At 69.0% G+C, this 15,744-nt stretch carries 16 protein-coding genes; 6 read left to right on the top strand and 10 right to left on the bottom strand.

Annotated elements, in window-relative coordinates; translation table 11 throughout:
* Positions 1-16 precede the first annotated feature (16 nt).
* Complete coding sequence (locus ACZ7KI_RS10620; RefSeq protein ID WP_470272875.1) at positions 17-2,692, bottom strand: serine/threonine-protein kinase; 2,676 nt, start codon at positions 2,690-2,692, stop codon at positions 17-19.
* Between the two features lie 136 nt (positions 2,693-2,828).
* Between ACZ7KI_RS10620 and ACZ7KI_RS10615 the strand changes: the two genes are divergently transcribed.
* The 4 genes from ACZ7KI_RS10615 to ACZ7KI_RS10600 all read left to right on the top strand — a co-directional run bounded on the left by ACZ7KI_RS10615 (position 2,829) and on the right by ACZ7KI_RS10600 (position 6,162).
* On the top strand, positions 2,829-3,581 hold the full coding sequence (locus ACZ7KI_RS10615; RefSeq protein ID WP_470272874.1) for an ESX secretion-associated protein EspG: 753 nt from the start codon (positions 2,829-2,831) through the stop codon (positions 3,579-3,581).
* Between the two features lie 94 nt (positions 3,582-3,675).
* Positions 3,676-4,092 (top strand): hypothetical protein, encoded by a 417-nt coding sequence (locus tag ACZ7KI_RS10610; protein WP_470272873.1) that lies wholly within the window; start codon positions 3,676-3,678, stop codon positions 4,090-4,092.
* A 32-nt stretch (positions 4,093-4,124) separates the two neighbouring features.
* A complete protein-coding gene (locus ACZ7KI_RS10605; RefSeq protein WP_470272872.1) occupies positions 4,125-4,646 on the top strand; it encodes a DUF3558 family protein in 522 nt (173 codons plus the stop codon).
* A gap of 28 nt (positions 4,647-4,674) precedes the next feature.
* Positions 4,675-6,162 (top strand): hypothetical protein, encoded by a 1,488-nt coding sequence (locus tag ACZ7KI_RS10600; protein WP_470272871.1) that lies wholly within the window; start codon positions 4,675-4,677, stop codon positions 6,160-6,162.
* Positions 6,163-6,204: 42 nt separating this feature from the next.
* Here ACZ7KI_RS10600 and ACZ7KI_RS10595 read toward each other — a convergent pair whose 3' ends face one another.
* The 7 genes from ACZ7KI_RS10595 to ACZ7KI_RS10565 all read right to left on the bottom strand — a co-directional run bounded on the left by ACZ7KI_RS10595 (position 6,205) and on the right by ACZ7KI_RS10565 (position 12,950).
* Positions 6,205-7,170: a glutamate ABC transporter substrate-binding protein gene (locus ACZ7KI_RS10595; RefSeq protein WP_470272924.1), complete on the bottom strand. Its 966-nt coding sequence runs from the start codon at positions 7,168-7,170 to the stop codon at positions 6,205-6,207.
* Complete coding sequence (locus ACZ7KI_RS10590; RefSeq protein WP_470272870.1) at positions 7,170-8,564, bottom strand: hypothetical protein; 1,395 nt, start codon at positions 8,562-8,564, stop codon at positions 7,170-7,172. Before ACZ7KI_RS10590 ends, ACZ7KI_RS10595 begins: the two co-directional genes overlap by 1 nt.
* Before the next feature lie 105 nt (positions 8,565-8,669).
* Positions 8,670-9,308, bottom strand: a complete 639-nt coding sequence (locus tag ACZ7KI_RS10585) for a response regulator (protein ID WP_470272869.1) — start codon at positions 9,306-9,308, stop codon at positions 8,670-8,672.
* Entirely contained in the window at positions 9,305-10,432 is a 1,128-nt protein-coding gene (locus tag ACZ7KI_RS10580) for a sensor histidine kinase (protein ID WP_470272868.1), read from the bottom strand. The genes ACZ7KI_RS10585 and ACZ7KI_RS10580 overlap by 4 nt, the downstream gene beginning before the upstream one ends.
* Before the next feature lie 8 nt (positions 10,433-10,440).
* Entirely contained in the window at positions 10,441-10,563 is a 123-nt protein-coding gene (locus ACZ7KI_RS10575) for a hypothetical protein (protein WP_256376547.1), read from the bottom strand.
* A 177-nt stretch (positions 10,564-10,740) separates the two neighbouring features.
* Positions 10,741-12,000 carry a GAF domain-containing protein gene (locus ACZ7KI_RS10570; RefSeq protein ID WP_470272867.1) on the bottom strand — a complete coding sequence of 420 codons (1,260 nt, stop codon included), beginning with the start codon at positions 11,998-12,000 and terminating at the stop codon, positions 10,741-10,743.
* A gap of 71 nt (positions 12,001-12,071) precedes the next feature.
* A complete protein-coding gene (locus tag ACZ7KI_RS10565) occupies positions 12,072-12,950 on the bottom strand; it encodes a diacylglycerol kinase family protein (protein WP_470272866.1) in 879 nt (292 codons plus the stop codon).
* Between the two features lie 201 nt (positions 12,951-13,151).
* Between ACZ7KI_RS10565 and ACZ7KI_RS10560 the strand changes: the two genes are divergently transcribed.
* Both ACZ7KI_RS10560 and ACZ7KI_RS10555 read left to right on the top strand, forming a co-directional pair.
* Positions 13,152-14,393, top strand: coding sequence for a sensor histidine kinase (locus ACZ7KI_RS10560; RefSeq protein ID WP_470272865.1), 1,242 nt, complete (start codon positions 13,152-13,154; stop codon positions 14,391-14,393).
* Complete coding sequence (locus ACZ7KI_RS10555) at positions 14,390-15,049, top strand: response regulator (RefSeq protein ID WP_470272864.1); 660 nt, start codon at positions 14,390-14,392, stop codon at positions 15,047-15,049. Before ACZ7KI_RS10560 ends, ACZ7KI_RS10555 begins: the two co-directional genes overlap by 4 nt.
* Before the next feature lie 62 nt (positions 15,050-15,111).
* Here the strand turns inward: ACZ7KI_RS10555 and ACZ7KI_RS10550 are convergent, their stop codons facing one another.
* Both ACZ7KI_RS10550 and ACZ7KI_RS10545 read right to left on the bottom strand, forming a co-directional pair.
* Positions 15,112-15,315 carry a cold-shock protein gene (locus ACZ7KI_RS10550; RefSeq protein ID WP_470272863.1) on the bottom strand — a complete coding sequence of 68 codons (204 nt, stop codon included), beginning with the start codon at positions 15,313-15,315 and terminating at the stop codon, positions 15,112-15,114.
* A gap of 223 nt (positions 15,316-15,538) precedes the next feature.
* Entirely contained in the window at positions 15,539-15,715 is a 177-nt protein-coding gene (locus tag ACZ7KI_RS10545; protein WP_470272862.1) for a hypothetical protein, read from the bottom strand.
* Between the last annotated feature and the right edge of the window lie 29 nt (positions 15,716-15,744).

Below are 15,744 nucleotides of genomic sequence, written 5' to 3'. Positions count from 1 at the left end.
AGGACGAAACGCGGGTTTAAGTGAGGGTCCTCGGCCGGATCGCGTTGGCCTTGTCGACCAGTTCCACGCGCTGGTCCACCGTGCCTGCCAGCCGCGCCAGCGTGCGGTAGCAGCGCTCGAGCCCGAACCGCAGGCCCCGCTCGTCCAGCTCGCAGCCGAGCACCTTCGCGCCCGGCGTCGGCCGGTTCTGCGCATTGAGCCAGCCGTACGCCGCTTCGAGGACCTCCGCGGACAGCCGCGTGCGACGCTCGGCGTCAAGCTGGAGACGCTCGAGCCGCGTCGACGCGTCGACGAGGTCGCGTTCGGACACCGGCACCGGATCCTTGCCGCCGCCGTTGATCCTGGTCTTGATCTTGATCGCGGCCACCTGTGCGGCCACGTAATGCGTGGACGACGCCGGGACGGCCTCCAGCACCTCGATCGCGCTGGCACGGGCGCCCTGCGCGAGATACACGCGAGCGAGTCCGAAGGCGGCGCTGACGTACGACCGGTCCGTTCGCCACACCAGCTCGTAGTAGCGCGCGGCGCCGAAGTAATCCCCGACGCCCTCCGCGCTGACGGCCAAAGCGAGCTTCGGCGCGATCTCGCCGGGCAGGTCGTCGTACACCGCTTCGAACGCGACGTGCGCGACACGGGATCGGCCACCCGCGAGCTCGATCAGGCCGCGGTACCAGTCGATCCGCCAATCGTGCGGGAAACCGGCCTTGATGGCGAGGTACTGCGCGGCCTGCAGCTGCCGCTGCGCTTCGACCAGCTCACCGAGCTCGATCCGGGCACGGACGATGCGCAGCCGCACCTCGATTGACTCGCGCGGCGCACCGGCCAGTGCCTCGATCGCGCCACTCGGATCGAGCGCGACCGTCGACGCCAGCATGCCCGCGGCGGGGTCGTCCGTGTCGACCTGCGGGATCGGCAGGCCCGAGACCACCTCGCCGGGATCCGGCAGCGGCACGCTCCCGCCGTGCTCCGGGACGACCAGGTCGACGCCGAACGTGCGGGTCTCCGGACCGAAGACGGTCGAGGCGCCCGGACGCGGTTTTCCGGTGCCCAGCGCCATGATCTCGCGCAGCACGCCGGTCAGCTGGTCGCCCATCTCCTCGGCCGCGATGAACCGGCGGTCCGGGTCGGTGTGCGTCGCGCGCTTCAGGAAGCGGTAGTACGAACCGAAGAGCGCGAACAGCGGGACGACGTCCGGTCCGGGCAGGGTCGTCTTGTACTTGCTGGTGTAGCCGGAGAACTCGAAGCTGAGGACGGCGAGCGTGCGGCCGACCGTGTACAGGTCCGACGCCACCGAAGCGCCGTGTGTCGCCAGTTCCGGCGCGCTGTAGCCGGTGGTGAAGAACAGCGGGCTCTCGTAGTCGTCGATGCGGCGGACCGCGCCGAGGTCGATCAGCTTGAGCTGTTCATGCGTCTGGATGACGTTGTCGGGCTTGAGGTCGCAATACAGCAGGTTCTGGCTGTGCAGGTAGCCCATGGCGGGAAGGATCTCGAGCCCGTAGGCGATCACCTGGCCGATCGGCAACGGCTCCGGGCGCTTCGTCTCGCGATGGTGCGCGAGTGCGAGCTGACGCAGCGACTGGCCGCCGACGTACTCCATGACGATGTAGCCGACGGAGTTGCCGGTGTCGCCGTCCGGATGCTGCACGAAGTTGTGGATCTTGACGATGTTCGGATGCTCGACCTCGGCGAGGAACCGCTGCTCGTTGGCGGCGGCCGCCATCGCGGTGGCGTCACCGGTGTCGATCAGGCCCTTGAGCACCACCCAGCGGTCGCTGACGTTGTGGTCCTGCGCGAGGTAGATCCAGCCGAGCCCGCCGTACGCGAGCGCGCCGAGCACCTCGTACTGGCCACCGACGATCTCGTTCGGCCGCAGCTTCGGGACGAAGGAGAACGGGTTCCCGCATTTCTCGCATTTGCCTTCCGGCGCACCGGGTTCGCCGTTCTTGCCGCGGCCGACCTTGGCGCCGCAGCTGCCGCAGAAGCGCTTCTCCTCCGACACCATGGGGTTTTCGAGGACGGCGGACGCCGGGTCGCGGTACGGCACCTGCGGGACGTCGACGAGCCCGGCGCCGAGACGACCGCGGCGAGACGTGCGGGACGACGTCCGGCGGGCGGTTCCGGGGAACGAACCGGTTCCGGTGCCGGTCCCCCGGCTGCCCGATCCGGTGCCGGTGCCGGTGCCGGTCCCCCGGCTTTCGCTGGAACGTTCGGGGAGCACACTTTCCGTGCCCGGATCCGGCAACGGCCCCGGTCCGTGGTCGACGCGCGGCGCCGGCGGCATGATGCTCTGCGTCTCGGGGGTGGGCGAGGAGAGCACGCTGGTCGGCTGCGGCACGTCGGCGGGTGCCTGCCACTCGGGGCGGACGACCTGGGTCTGCGGGCTCACCGGGGCCATCTCACCCGGCGGACGCGTCGGGTCTTCGGCGCCGGGGATCGGCCGCTGCTGTCCGCGCGGCGGAGTCTGCGGACGCTGGACCGGCGCGTGATAGATCGTGCGCTCGGCGTCGTTCTCCGGCCCGGGGCCCTGCTTGGGCCGGGGTGGCTCGGTGACGTCGAGCCTGCCGGAAATGGACGGTTCGGGCGTTTCCCAGCGCACCGGCGCCGGCGGCGTCCACGAGGCGGCCTCCGCCTCGTGGTCCGGCTTGGTGTCATCCGGTGCTGCGTGCCGAGGACGGCGCGGCTCATCCGACACTGGTACCTCCCGAAATCCCCGCGACCAAGTCAGGCCCGATCCTAGTCGTGAGCAGGCAGGTCGTGCCCGCGCCGGGTCGAACCCGATACGGTGCGGGAGAGAACCGATTCAGCAGGTGATGAGGGGGAGGGTCGGAGTGCCCGCGTCATTTTCGATGTCGATGGCCCAGCTCGACGTCGTACTCGAGGAACTCGGGCTCGGCAGATTCGTGCTGCCGTTCGAGATCCCGACCGTCGGCACCACCTTCACCGAACGCGAGCGGCACTGCGAGGAGATCTGGGCCGGGCTGGCCGACCGCGGTTTCGCACGCGGCCGCGAACTCCTGCGGGACTACGAGGAGACGCTTCGGCTCTGGGCCACGGCCGACTTCGTCGTCACCCTGGAGGCGCACGAGGTCGAGCAGGACGCCGAATACCTCTATCGGGGCGGCTGGGACCGCCGTCTGGGCGTCGTGAGCCAGCAACGCGGATTCGACATCCTCTTCGAGCCGGTTTACCCGGAACAGGTCGTCGCGACCCTCCTCGACAACCTTCCGTCACTGCAGCCGTTCCCCGGACGGGTGACGACGTCCAGCACCCTCCCCCCGTCGAAGCGACCCGATGACCCCTTCGACGAGGACCCGGACAACCTCCGGCTGGGCGCGGCGAGCCGGTTCTTCGAACACCCCCTCGCGAGGCTCGGCACGATCAGCGTCACCCTGCGCGACGACCGGGGCAAACCGCAGCAGAAGAGCGTCCAGTGGTTCGACAGCGTCCAGGGCCGCTTCATGCTCACCACGGACCGCTTCCCCGACGGCGAAGTCCGCCGCACATTCACCCCGACGAGCGGCTCCCACCTGGCACGATGGATCCACGACCTGGTCGAAGCCGCCCGCGTCGGCAGCGCGTGATCCTCGCCTGAAGCGGGCCTTCGAGGTCGTTTCCGCTGATATCGTGACCTGACGAACGCGACGAGTAACCGGCACTTGGTACAGGGGAGAGACCATGGCAGACGGCACCGGTGGACCACCGGGTGACTTTTCGCAGATGCTGGGCGACTTCTCGGCGCAGGCCGACGCGATGGTGACGGCCGCGAAGGAGGGGAAGTTCGCGGTCAGTCCTGAGATGGGTGAGGCGTACAAGACCGCGCTGAACGACTACCTCGACAGTTGGGGCGACAACAAGGGGCAGTTCCTCGTGCTCGGCCAGGCCCCAGAGCTTGGAATGAGCCCCTACGCGGTCGATGTGGGCAAACATGCCGTCCGCGTGGCCGAAGGAGACGAGCAGTCCGCGAAGACCCAACTCGAAGCACTGCAGAACGTCGTGGCGCGAGCCGTGGAAGCCATCGAAACGGCGAAAAAGAACTTCAAACAAATCGAGCATGAGAATGAGTCGACACTCAAGAGCTTCCGACAGGATTGATACGAAGAATGAAATCGGCACCAAAACTATTCTTGACGACGGCAGCCACCATCGTTGTTCTGACCTCAACGGTTTCATGCTCATCCGAGAAGCCAGGCAACCCTAGCCCCGTATCCAGCACCCAATCGGCCTCGAACTCTAGCAGCGCGAGCCGGGAAGTCTTCGCCAACATGGATTCGTGCGAACTTCTTCGCGAGGTCACTTCCACAGCGGCGTACGAAGAATACAAGCCCGAAACGCTTGAGAGCGACAACGGCTGCCGCGCGAAGAAGGCCCGCTACGGCAACGTTTCCCTCTACTTCGTCGGCAACGAGGGGATTGACGGAGTGGAGGCTTCACAGGGGACGAAGAAGCCCATTCAGATCGACGGCCGCGATGCGGTACAGCTCATCGGCGACGGCGGGCGTGGAACCTGTTACATCGGCATCGCAGTTACGAAAAGCACACGCGCCAGCGTCGCTCTCACTTTGTCGAACGGCACGAACGAGCAGGCTTGTGCCGACGGGATGGTCGTCGCCGAGGCCGTCGCACCCAAGCTTCCCCAAGGCAACTGACCGCACAGCCCAGATCAGGGAGGGGATCATGGCGGAGAACGCCGGTCAGGACAACTTCGAGTCGGTGCTGAGCACCGACGGCAAAGCGCACCGCACGTACGAGGGCAAGCGCTACGCGGAGACCTACGACGAGGCCAACCAGGGTCCCGGCGGCAACGCCCTCACCGCTCGGCTGACGGCGGAGCAGAAGGCCGGCCAGTATTCGGGTGACCAGGCCGCGGTGCTCACTCAAGGCCAGCAGTTCCGGGCCGGGCTGACTCCGTCGGGTCAGCGCTACGAGGGCAACTCGCACAGCGACCTGATCGACATGGTCACCAACAACCTCTCCCCCGAGAAGATCGACCAAAAGGGCGAGATCTGGAACAACCAGGGCGACGCGCTGAACACCTTCAGCAACGCGCTCACTTCCGCCGCCAACAAGGAGGGCGCCCACTGGCAGGGCCCCGCCGCGGAGGCCGCGCACGGGTTCTTCAAGAATCTGGGCAAGTGGGCCGACAACGCGGGCGACGGCGCCTATCTCGCCTCCAACCGCTTCTCCCAGTCGGCGGCCGCGGCGACCACCGCGAAGAACTCCATGCCCGAAGAGGTCCCGTTCGATCGCAACGCCGAGTACAAGAACGCGATGCAGCAGTTCGCGTCGGGGAATTTCGCGGGTGCGGTGGAAACGGTCGGCAACATCTCGGCCAAGCAGGAGCAGTCGTTCCAGGCGCATCAGCAGGCCGCGCAGGTGATGCACACCTACGACCAGTCTCTCTTCGACGTCAATTCCCAGCAGCCCACCTTCTCCCCGCCACCCGAAATGGGTGATTCGACCTCCGCGTCGGGGTTCTCGGGCGGGGACGTCAAGGGGTTCAGTGGTGGGCCTGGCAGTGGGCCGGGGATGCCTGGGCCGGGCAACCCGGGCGGGCCCGGGCCGGGACCTGGGGTGACGCCGGGGCCGGGGATCACCACGGGCGGCGGCCACACGGGGGTGCCCGGGCCGAATCAGCCGTTCAGCGGGCCGCCTGGGTCCTTCCGCCCTGGCCAGACGCCGGGGCTGGCGGCCATCAACGGCCCTGGACCCACCGGACTCGGGCGGCTGGGCAGCGAGCAGTACCGCGGCAAGCCCGGCCGGACGACGAGCGGGCCGGGTGGCAGTGCGGCGAGCCGGTTGACCGGTGGCGGCGGCAAGAGCGGGTTCGGGCGGAACGGCGGGGCGGGCAACGTCGCCGAGCGGCTCGCGGGCGGCAAGGTTTCGGCTGGTGAGGCCGAAAGGCTGGCGGGCAAGGGCGGTGGGTCCGGGTCGGGCAAGCTGCCGGAGGAGCGCATCACCCGGGGTGGTGCGGCCGCCGCCGGCAAGAGCGGCGGTCCTGGCGCGATGGGTGCCGGCGCTCCTGGCGGCAAGGGGCAGAAGGAAGAGGACAAGGAAAAGAAGGCCCCGAACTACCTGCAGGAAGAGGACGCCGACGTCTTGTTCGGCGGTTACGACGGCGAAATGAAGCCGGTGCCGCCGGTGATCGGCGAGAAATCCCCCTAGTACGAAACGGGCCGTTCGGGATCGCTCCCGAACGGCCCGATTTCACTTGTACTGAGGTGATGGCGGCGTCCCGCCTTCGAGCTTGTTCCCGATCCACTTCGCGTAGCTCGCCTGCCAAGCGCCACCACGCACGTTCTCCAGCACGGCGTTCACGTACCGCACCATGTCCTCGTTCTCCTTGGGGATACCGATGCCGTAGTTCTCCTCGGTGAACCGGTCCCCGACGATCTTCAGCGTCGGGTCCTGGGCAAGCATCCCGGCGAGGATGACGTCGTCCGTCGACACGGCCTCGACCTGCTTCTGCTGCAGCATCACCAGGCAGTCCGACCAGTTGTCCACCGAGACCGGCACCGGCTTCGAGGGATCCGCCGCGATCTTCGTCAGCGAGGTCGACGTCTTGGTCGCGCAGATCCGCCGCCCGGCGAGATCAGAAAGCTGGGTGACCTTCGACGCCGCGTCGACCAGGATCCGTTGTCCCGCCTGGTAATACGCCGTCGAGAAGTTGACCCTCTTCAGCCGGCCGCAGGTGATGCTGTAGGTCCGCACCACGATGTCGACCTGCTTCTTCTCGAGCACCTCTTCGCGCAGTTTCGACGGGATGGCCCGGAACTGCACGCGGCCTTCCGCGCTGCCGAAGATGGCCTTCGCGATTTCGTTGACCATGTCGATGTCGAAGCCTTCGAGCTGGCCCGACGTCGGATTCCGGAAGCCGAACAGGAACGTCGTCTGGTCGACGCCCGCGACCAGTTTGCCGTTCTCCTTGATCTTCGCCATCGTCGAGCCGCTGGTGATCTGCGTGCCGTTGGTCGGCCGCAGACTCGCCAGCGGGTTGCAGCTCGTGTCGGCCGTGCCGCCGCCACCGGCGTTGTCCGCCCCGCCGACGTTCGCGGGCTGTGGCGGGGCGACCTCGCCGACCGGGGCCGGATCGACGGGCGCTCCCGCACCGCCGCAAGCCGTCGCCACCAGCAGGACCGCGCCGAGCACGGCCACTCGCAGACCGTTCCGCATCACCGGTACTCCCTCAGCCGTTCACGGATTCCCAACGCGGCCCCCGCCGCCGCGATCAGCGCCAGTACCGCGAGCCCCGGCGCGAGCAGGGTCAGCGCGCGGTCGGCGCCGCGGGTGTCGTCGAGGAACTCCTGTCGTCCCACGTTGATCGCGGCCACCAGGCTCTCGTCGAGCCGCAGGAACGCCCCGGCCGCGCCGTCCTTCTTGTCGTCGCGGATGGCCGTGCCGACGGCGTCCTGGTAAAAGCCGTCGTCGTCCTGGCGCCGCACCTCGGCGTGCGCCTTGAACCACGCCGACGCCGCTTGGATCGCCGCGTCCACCTTCCCGGCGGCCGCGCCACCCGCCGCGAGGCCGCGTGCCTCGCCGAGCAGACCCCCCTGACCGTCGGTCCCGCCGAGTTGCGCGGCGAGATCGCGGAAGTCCTTTTCGTACGCCGCGCCGTCGCCGCGGGCGACGAGGGTCAGCGTCTCGTCGGCTCGTGCCTGCAGTGCCGCGATGCGGGCGCGGACGAGGACGTCCACCTGGTGCGAGCCGTCTTCCTCCCCGCTGCCGACGAGGCTGCTCTGCACGATCAGCGCCACCGCGCCCCACAGCAGGGCGACCACCACGGACACGGTCGCGACGACGAGCCCGATGTTCAGCAGCCGGTTGGTCTTCCGGGTCAGATGCACCTGAGTGAAGATCAACGCTGCCAGCAGTGCGAGTACGAAAGCCGTTGCCAACCAAGGGAATCCGGTCGCGTCGTCCTGTTCGGCGGCGAGCCGGTCGGTGTCGATGCGGTACAGATCCTGTGCGGCGGGAAGGAGTTTCGCCCGCATCAGCTCGGAGGCCTCACGCAGATACGAGGCGCCGACGGGATAACCCTGCCGGTTGTAGACCCGCGCGGTCTCGATCAGTCCTGTGTAGACGGGAAGCTCGCGGCCGAGAGTGTTGATCTGCTCGGCGGCTTCGTCGACGCCGGAGGAGTCCGACGCCGCCTTCGCCAGCGCCGCACCGGCTTCCGCGATGTCGCGTTCGTACCGCTGGCGCATCGGGAGCGGTTCGGTGCCGATCGAGAGGAACGAACTCGCCGCTGTCGCGTCGGCGTCCGAAAGCGCGCGGTAGACCTGCTGCGCGGCGGCGGCCAGCGGTTCGCGGTGGTCGATCAGGCCGTTGATCGTGTCCTTCTTGTCCTGCGCGGCCAGCGTGCCGAACAGTCCCGCGACCAGCGACAGCAGCACGAGCCCGATCGCGATCACCGACAGCCTGCCCGGGGTGGTCGCCGCGGACCGGACGATCGCGCGGATCCCGTTCCCCGGCAGTTCGAGCAGCCCGGCGATCCCGCCGCGGCCCTCCGGTGCGGGGGGTGGCGCGGGGCTCCCCGGCGGCCCCGGCCGGGTCACAGTGCTCGTCATCGCCGATCCTCCCCATTGGCTCTACCCGCAAGAAGGTATCCGAGTCGGGATCTGCGCAGCCAGTGACACCGGCGTGTGTCATCGGCACGTGATCTGCCGACGGCGTCAGAGGCCCTTTTCCAAGCCGTAGCGCACGGCCTCCGCACGATTGCGCACACCGATCTTGGCGAAGGCGTGGTTGATGTGGCTCTTCACGGTCGCCTCGCCGATGTACAGCTCGGCGGCGATTTCCGGATTGGACAGCCCCCGCGCGATGAGGCCGAGCACTTCGCCTTCGCGTGCGGTGAGGCCGTCCGGGAACTCGGTCCTGGCCCGCGTGACGGTCCTCGCTTCGAGCGCGGCGACGAGCCTGTCGGAGACCTCGGCGGCGAAGAGCGCCTGTCCGTTGGCGGCGGAGCGGACCGCGGCCCCGATCTCGGCACGGCCGGCGTCCTTGGTCAGGTAGCCGCGTGCTCCGGCGCGGAGCGCGTCGGCGATCGAAGCGTCGTCCGCGTACGTCGTCAGGACCACGACCGCGACGTCGGGGTGCTCCCGTTTGAGCAATCTGGTCGTGGCCACCCCGTCCAGGACAGGCATGCGCAGGTCCATCAGCACGACGTCGGCCGCGGTACCGCGGAGCAGGTCGAGCGCCTGTCGTCCGTCACCGGCGGAGCCGACGACGTCGATCCCGTCGACCAGGCCGAGTAACGCGACCAGCCCTTCGCGCATGACCTGCTGGTCATCGACGACGACCACCCGGATCACGCCCCCACCACCGCCTCCACCGTCCAGTGCCCGTCGTCCGGCCCCGCGGACAGCGTGCCACCGGCGAGCGCGAGCCGCTCCCGCATCCCGGTGAGCCCGAACCCGCCCGCGTCCTCCGATCGGGCGGTGTCGCCGAGTTCGTTGCGGACGCGCAAGCGGACTTCCGCCGTCGTGAAGAGCAGCCGGAGCGACACCGGACGGCCGGGGGCGTGTTTGGCCGCGTTGGTCAACGCCTCCCGTGCGACGCCGACCAGCGAGACCACCGCGGCGGACGGCAGTGGCCGCTGCTCCCCCGAAACCTCGAAGGTCACCCCGTCGTGGTGCGCTTCCGCCAGCGACCGCAAGGCTTCGGCGAGCGAGGGGACGTCGCTGCGCAGAGCCGCGACGGCGTCACGTGCCTCGGCCAGTCCGTCGGCGGCAAGGCGCCGGGACAGCCGGACCCTGCCGAGCGCACCGTCCACATCGGACCTCTCGGCCAGCAGCGCCTCGGCGACCTCCAGGTGAATCCCCAACGCGCCCAACGAATGCGCGAGGACGTCGTGGATCTCCCTGGCGATCCGCGTGCGTTCGTCGAGCGCGGCGGCCCGCGCGTGTTCGCTCTGCGCCAGTTTGGTCTGCTCCAGCAGGGCGGCCGCCTGGACCGCCTGCACCTCGTACTGCCGCCGGTTCAACCCCAGCAGCATCAGCACGAGCAGGACGCCGACGTTGCCGAACACCACCACCAGCGGGGAGCCCACGAGCAGGCCGGGGATCGCCGCGAGACCCAGGTCGAGCCCCACCACGCCGACGATGGCGGCCACCGACGGCCCGGTCAGGGTGGCGAACCGGCTGACCGTGACCACGGCGAGCACGATGGCGGACGAATCCTCCGCCCAGCCGAGCGTGAGCGACGGCGGGACGGTCGCCACCGCGAGCAGCACCGTCGCCAGCTTGGGCAGCCGCGGGGAAGCCACCACGAAACCCAGCCAGCAGATCCCGCAAACGCCGTACGCCACCCAGATCCATGCCCTGGACTCGCTGGCGGTCAGCAGCACCACCAAGACCGCGGCCGTGCCGAGCAGCTGGACGACCAGCCAGCTCGGCGCGATCGTGTCCGGCAGCAGTGGCCTTTCCCGCTTCCCCATCTCCCCCCTCAGTGATCGCTCAGCCGGGTGATCAGCTCCACCAGGATCAACCGATAGGCCAGAAATCCGAGAAGGACGACGATACCGATCGCGACCAGGCCCAGCAGGGCCTTTCCGTTCATGTTTCCCATGGGTCGAACGTTAGGAACAACGAAGGGTGGAGCGGGACCATCGCCGGGTTGAGGCGGGGGTGGAGATCTCAGAGCTTGTTGGCGGAGCTGCGACATGCCTCGCGAAAGGGACATGACGCGTGAACCCGCTCCGGCCGAAGGCCCCGCTATCGCGGACGCGGGTTCACCACCGGACAATCAGGCGCGGACGGCGGGCGCGACGGAGCGCGGGAGGACCTCGCCGTCCGACGGCCGCTCGACGACGACCTCGACGTCGTCGGCGAACCGGTACGGCCTGCCCAGCAGGATCCCGCCGAAATGCCGCCGCATCCTGGACATCTCCGCGCGGACGGTCACCGTGCGCCCCGCGTCGCCGAAGAGGTCGAGCGACAGCTCCGACGCCGACCTTCCCTCCCGATGGCGCGCGAGGATGTACAGCATCTCCGCGTGCCGCGGGCTCAGCCGGTGCGACCAGGCTCCCGCCGCGCCCGAGACGCGCAGTGTGCTCGCCCTAGCGGACTTCAGGTCGAGTACGACGCGCGTCGGCGGCGCGTCCTCCTCTTCGGTGAGCCGGACGAGCCAGCCGCCGGGCAGGGGCTCCACCAGGCAGTTCCCGTAGGTGGGCAGCCAGGTCCGGCCGGCGGTGACGTCGTTCGGCAGGGCGATCCGGCCGACCGGGACGAGGCCCGCCGACGCCGCGATCCAGCCGTGCCGGTCGGTGATCACCGCCCGGCCTTTCATCTTGGCCAGCAGGGGTGACGCGAGCCCGCGCAGCCGTTCGAGTTCGGAGAGGTGCGTGGTGCGCAGATGCGCTTCGGCGAGTTTCGCGACCGCGTCGACCAGGGCCAGCGTCGCCGGGTGCACGGTCGAGGCCGGGCCGGAGAGGTCGACGGCACCGAGCAGCTTGCCGTTCCTCGGATCGTGCAGTGGCGCGGCGGCGCAGGTCCAGTCGTGCTGGTTACGGACGTAGTGCTCGGCGGAGTAGACCTGGACCGGATGCCTGGCGACCAGCGCCGTTCCGATCGCGTTGGTACCGGCGACGTTCTCGTGCCAGTCGACGCCCTCGAAGAACCCGAGCCCGTCGGCGCGGCGGCGGACCGCGGTGCTGCCGTCGCGCCAGAGGACGCGGCCGTCGGCGTCGGTGACCACCATGATGTGCGCGGCCTGCTCGGCGAGGCTGATCAGGCCGCCGCGCAGGGCGGGCAGGACGGCGGCGAGGCCGCTCTCGCGACGGCGGGCCTCCAGCTGTTCCGGGATCAGCGCGGGAACGGGCGCGCCGCGATCCGGGTCCAGACCGAGACGGCGCATGCGCTGCCAGGACGCGCCGATGACCGCGCGCGGGTGGCTCGGGAGCGCCTCGCCGGAGAGGGCGGCTTCGTGCACCTGGGCGAGGACGCGTGCGTGCCGCCGCGGATCCGCGCCGATCGGCAACGCCGCTTCCAGCTGCACCTGGCCCACTCCCTTGGTCCGTTTCGCCCAGTGTGCCTGGCCGAACCGGCGTTCGGAAGGTCTCTGTGACCTGGGCGGGCTTACCTGAGGAAGGGTGCTTCCACCAGAGGGGACGCGGGAAGGATCCGCTCCGGCTTCCGCCCGAGGAGCAGGCCTTTCCTGGTGGCTTCGGCCATCACGGCACGGACGTCGACGCACCACGGGCCTTCGGGCTTCAACTCGACGAAAGCGCTCTCTCCCGGCTTCAGGACGAAATGCGGTTCACCGTCGAGTGCGATGGAGCCGCCCGCGGCGCCGAGGTCGACCCGCACCCCGGGGTCCAGCACACTCCAGCCGCGAACGCCCACCGCGCGGACCTCGCCCGGCGCGATCGGGGCTTGCACGACGTACGGCGTCTCGTCGACCGGCCCGAGCGAGACCGCTACACCGTCCACAGTGGACTTCGGGCTGGCGCACAGCCTGCCGGGGATGCTGGCGAGGCCGACGCCGTCCGGCACGGCGAACGTGCAGTACAGCTCGGTCAGCGACGCGGGATCCCACCGGGGTTCCGCGGACACGCTGACGTGGTTCAGCGCGATCTCACGGCGGGCCTTCGTGACGACCTCGAGGACGGTCGCCCGGTTCGTGACCAGGTCCGTGTCCACCTGATGGCTGGCCAGCAGCCCGGCGGCGAGCCCGGCGACGGCCGGCTCGGGGAGCGCGGTGCTCCCGGTCGGCAGCATGAGCAACGGGATATCGCCGCAAGCCGCCGCGGCGGCCCGCATCATGCCGTCGCCACCGAGGCAGATGAGCACACTCGCGCCCGCGTCCACCATCCGGCGGACGGTGCCGATGATCTTGCCGGCCTCGGTCCACACCATCACCCGGCCGACTCCGGCTACGCGGAGTGCCGAACGCAGACTCTGGATGTCACGCTCCGAAGCGGGGTTCGCCAGGATCCCCGCGACCACTTCGCCCACATGTCCTCCGCTGCCCGCGCCAAGTCCTACAAGGAAACGACGTCGAGGCCGCGAAGGGAAGAGTTGCACGAGGTTGCATCCCCAGAAAAGCAGGCGAGGTCCCACATCGTGCGAAGCCACCGCGACCGTCACCCCGTGGGGGACACCGGCTGTCCCCCACGCGGGGATGTGCCCGGACCCCCGCGTCGTTAGCGTCGAGCCATGGATTCGCTGGGGTGGGCACTCCTGACCGGGCGCGACGCCGATCTCGAACCGGCTTCGGCTTGGTGGCACGTGCCGGGCTGGCTCAAAGGAGTCCTCGCCGTCTCGGTACTCGCCGTGCTGGTGAGCATGACCTTCGGCGCATGGGGGCACTACCTCGGCCCCGAAAGCCTTCCGCTGGTCTTCTTCCTGCTGCTTCTGCAGGTCGCACCGCCGCTGCTGGTCGTGCGCTTCCCGCTGACCGCGGTCCGCGTGGCGGCGGTGGGGATGGTCACCGCGATCGTCGCGGTCCTCTTCCCCGCACCCGATCCGCCGTTCCACACGACGGTGAGCGAATGGCCGCTGCAGTTCCACGTCCTGCCGTACCTGCCGGTACTGGCGATGGCCCTCGCCAGGACGAAACCCAAGCAGGGCACCGGGATCTCGATCATCGCGGTGGCGCTCGCCGTCGGGGTCGGCATCGCCCAGATCCCGCGTTCCGGCACGAAGACCCTGGTGTTGTCCCTGCTCGTGGTGGCCGTGACCATCTTCGCCGGCTACGGCATGCAGCAACGACGGCGCGCACTGGCGCAGGCCGACACGGCCGAGCGCACGGCGGTCGAAGAGCGGGCGAAGCGGACCGCGTTGCAGGAGCGCGCGCTGGTCGCCAGGGAGCTGCACGACATCATCGGCCACCACCTCTCGCTGATCGCCCTGCGGACCGACAGCGCGCGCTACCGGCTCCCGGACGTCAACGAGAGCATCGCTGAGGAGTTCCACGCACTCGGCGTCGCGGCACGGGAAGCACTGGACGAGGCCCGTCGGCTGGTCGGCGTCTTGCGGGACGACGATGACGAACCGGAACACGAACCGCAGCCGGGACTCGCCGAGGTGCCCGGGCTGCTCGATGGCTGCCGGGCGTCCGGGATCGAGGTCCGCTCCCGGATCACCGGCGGCGACGACGTCCCCGGCACGATCGGCCTGGCGGCGTACCGGATCCTGCAGGAGGCGTTGAGCAACGCGGCCCGGCACAGCCCGGGGTCGAGTGTGGACGTCGACGTGCGACGAGAGCCGGAGGCGCTCACGATCCTGGTCGAGAACGGGCCTGCCGAACGGGTTCCGGCCCCTTCGGCCGGGGACGGCACCGGCCTGGCGGGGATCGCCGAACGCGTTACGCTGATCGGCGGCTCGTGCGAGACCGGGCCGCGGGCGGACGGCGGATTCCGGGTGGCCGTCACGCTGAAACTCACGGGGGAAGCGTGACCACCGTCTTCATCGTCGACGACCAGGCCATGGTGCGGGAAAGTTTCGCGAGTCTGCTGGACGCGCAGCCGGGGCTGGACGTCGTCGGCCAGGCCGGTGACGGACAGGCGGCGCTGGACGGCATCGCCGCGCTGACCATCGCACCCGACGTCGTCCTGATGGACATCCGGATGCCGGTGATGGACGGTCTCGAAACGACCCGGCGGCTGCTCGAAGGCGACGGCGACAGGCCGAAGGTGATCGTCCTGACCACGTTCCACTTGGACGACTACGTCTACGAAGCGTTGCGGGCGGGCGCCAGCGGGTTCCTGTTGAAGGACGCGCCGTCGGCCGAACTGATCGCCGCGATCGGCGTGGTCGCCGCCGGGGACGCGCTGCTCTCACCGGCCGTCACGAAGCGGCTGATCGCGAACTTCGTCGCCAGCGCACCGGTTCCACGGCCGTCCCCGGCACGGTTCGACGTGCTCACCGAACGCGAACGTGAAGTACTGCGGTTGATCGCGAAAGGACGGTCCAATCCGGAGATCGCGGCGGATCTGGTGCTTTCGGCGCAGACGGTGAAGACGTACGTTGGCCGGATTCTCGCGAAACTCGCGCTACGGGACCGGGCGCAGGCGATCGTGCTGGCCTACGAGGCCGGACTCGTCTCCCCGTGAAGACCCGGAAAAAGCAGCAGGGCCGCCTCCCGAAGGAGAGCGGCCCTGCTTGAAAGCTTGGATCAGATCACGTTGACCGCGGTGGCCTGCGGACCCTTCGCACCCTGACCGATCTCGAACTCCACGCGGGCGTTCTCGTCAAGGCTGCGGAAGCCATTGCCCTGAATCTCACTGTAGTGCACGAAGACGTCGCCGCCGCCGTTGTCGGGAGTGATGAAGCCGAACCCCTTCTCGGAGTTGAACCACTTCACAGTGCCCTGAGTCATAAAATCTCCATATGCAACACAAACAAACAGGAAGCCACGTCGGCAACCCGGGTCATCACCAGACGGTTTGCTTCCTCGGAAACACGAGGAGACACTACGCCCGCTGAATTCTGCGAGCGTGAACCAACACGAACACAAAAAACGAGACCTAAACCAGTAAAGCACACCTCATGTAGACCGACAAGCGTCGTCACCCGGCCGCGCGGTGCTCTTTACCACTCGGCTATTCGCCGCTCGCCGCGCGCAACGGTACATCGGCACCGAACGGCGAACGACGCAGAGCTTCCCGGTTGGTGGGCACGACGGCGACGTCGTGGGTCTCCGCGTCCGCGCTGAACCGCACCGGCACCACACCGGAAACGGAGTTGGCCTTGTCCTGTGGCTTCGTCTCGTCAGCCATGTTTTCTCCCCTGTGTCAACACAACGCTG

It is taken from the genome of Amycolatopsis sp. NPDC039088 (assembly GCF_055598845.1).
Note: the sequence above shows the minus strand (reverse complement) of the source record. Positions and strands in the feature narration are given on the sequence as shown.

Bases quoted from the DNA above. Each gene is read 5' to 3' on its own strand.
- ACZ7KI_RS10610 (WP_470272873.1), top strand. From the start codon at position 3,676: ATGGCAGACGGCACCGGTGGACCACCGGGTGACTTTTCGCAGATGCTG.
- ACZ7KI_RS10600 (WP_470272871.1), top strand. From the start codon at position 4,675: ATGGCGGAGAACGCCGGTCAGGACAACTTCGAGTCGGTGCTGAGCACC.
- ACZ7KI_RS10595 (WP_470272924.1), bottom strand. From the start codon at position 7,170: ATGCGGAACGGTCTGCGAGTGGCCGTGCTCGGCGCGGTCCTGCTGGTG.
- ACZ7KI_RS10590 (WP_470272870.1), bottom strand. From the start codon at position 8,564: ATGACGAGCACTGTGACCCGGCCGGGGCCGCCGGGGAGCCCCGCGCCA.
- ACZ7KI_RS10580 (WP_470272868.1), bottom strand. From the start codon at position 10,432: ATGGGGAAGCGGGAAAGGCCACTGCTGCCGGACACGATCGCGCCGAGC.
- ACZ7KI_RS10575 (WP_256376547.1), bottom strand. From the start codon at position 10,563: ATGGGAAACATGAACGGAAAGGCCCTGCTGGGCCTGGTCGCGATCGGT.
- ACZ7KI_RS10560 (WP_470272865.1), top strand. From the start codon at position 13,152: ATGGATTCGCTGGGGTGGGCACTCCTGACCGGGCGCGACGCCGATCTC.
- ACZ7KI_RS10550 (WP_470272863.1), bottom strand. From the start codon at position 15,315: ATGACTCAGGGCACTGTGAAGTGGTTCAACTCCGAGAAGGGGTTCGGC.
- ACZ7KI_RS10545 (WP_470272862.1), bottom strand. From the start codon at position 15,715: ATGGCTGACGAGACGAAGCCACAGGACAAGGCCAACTCCGTTTCCGGT.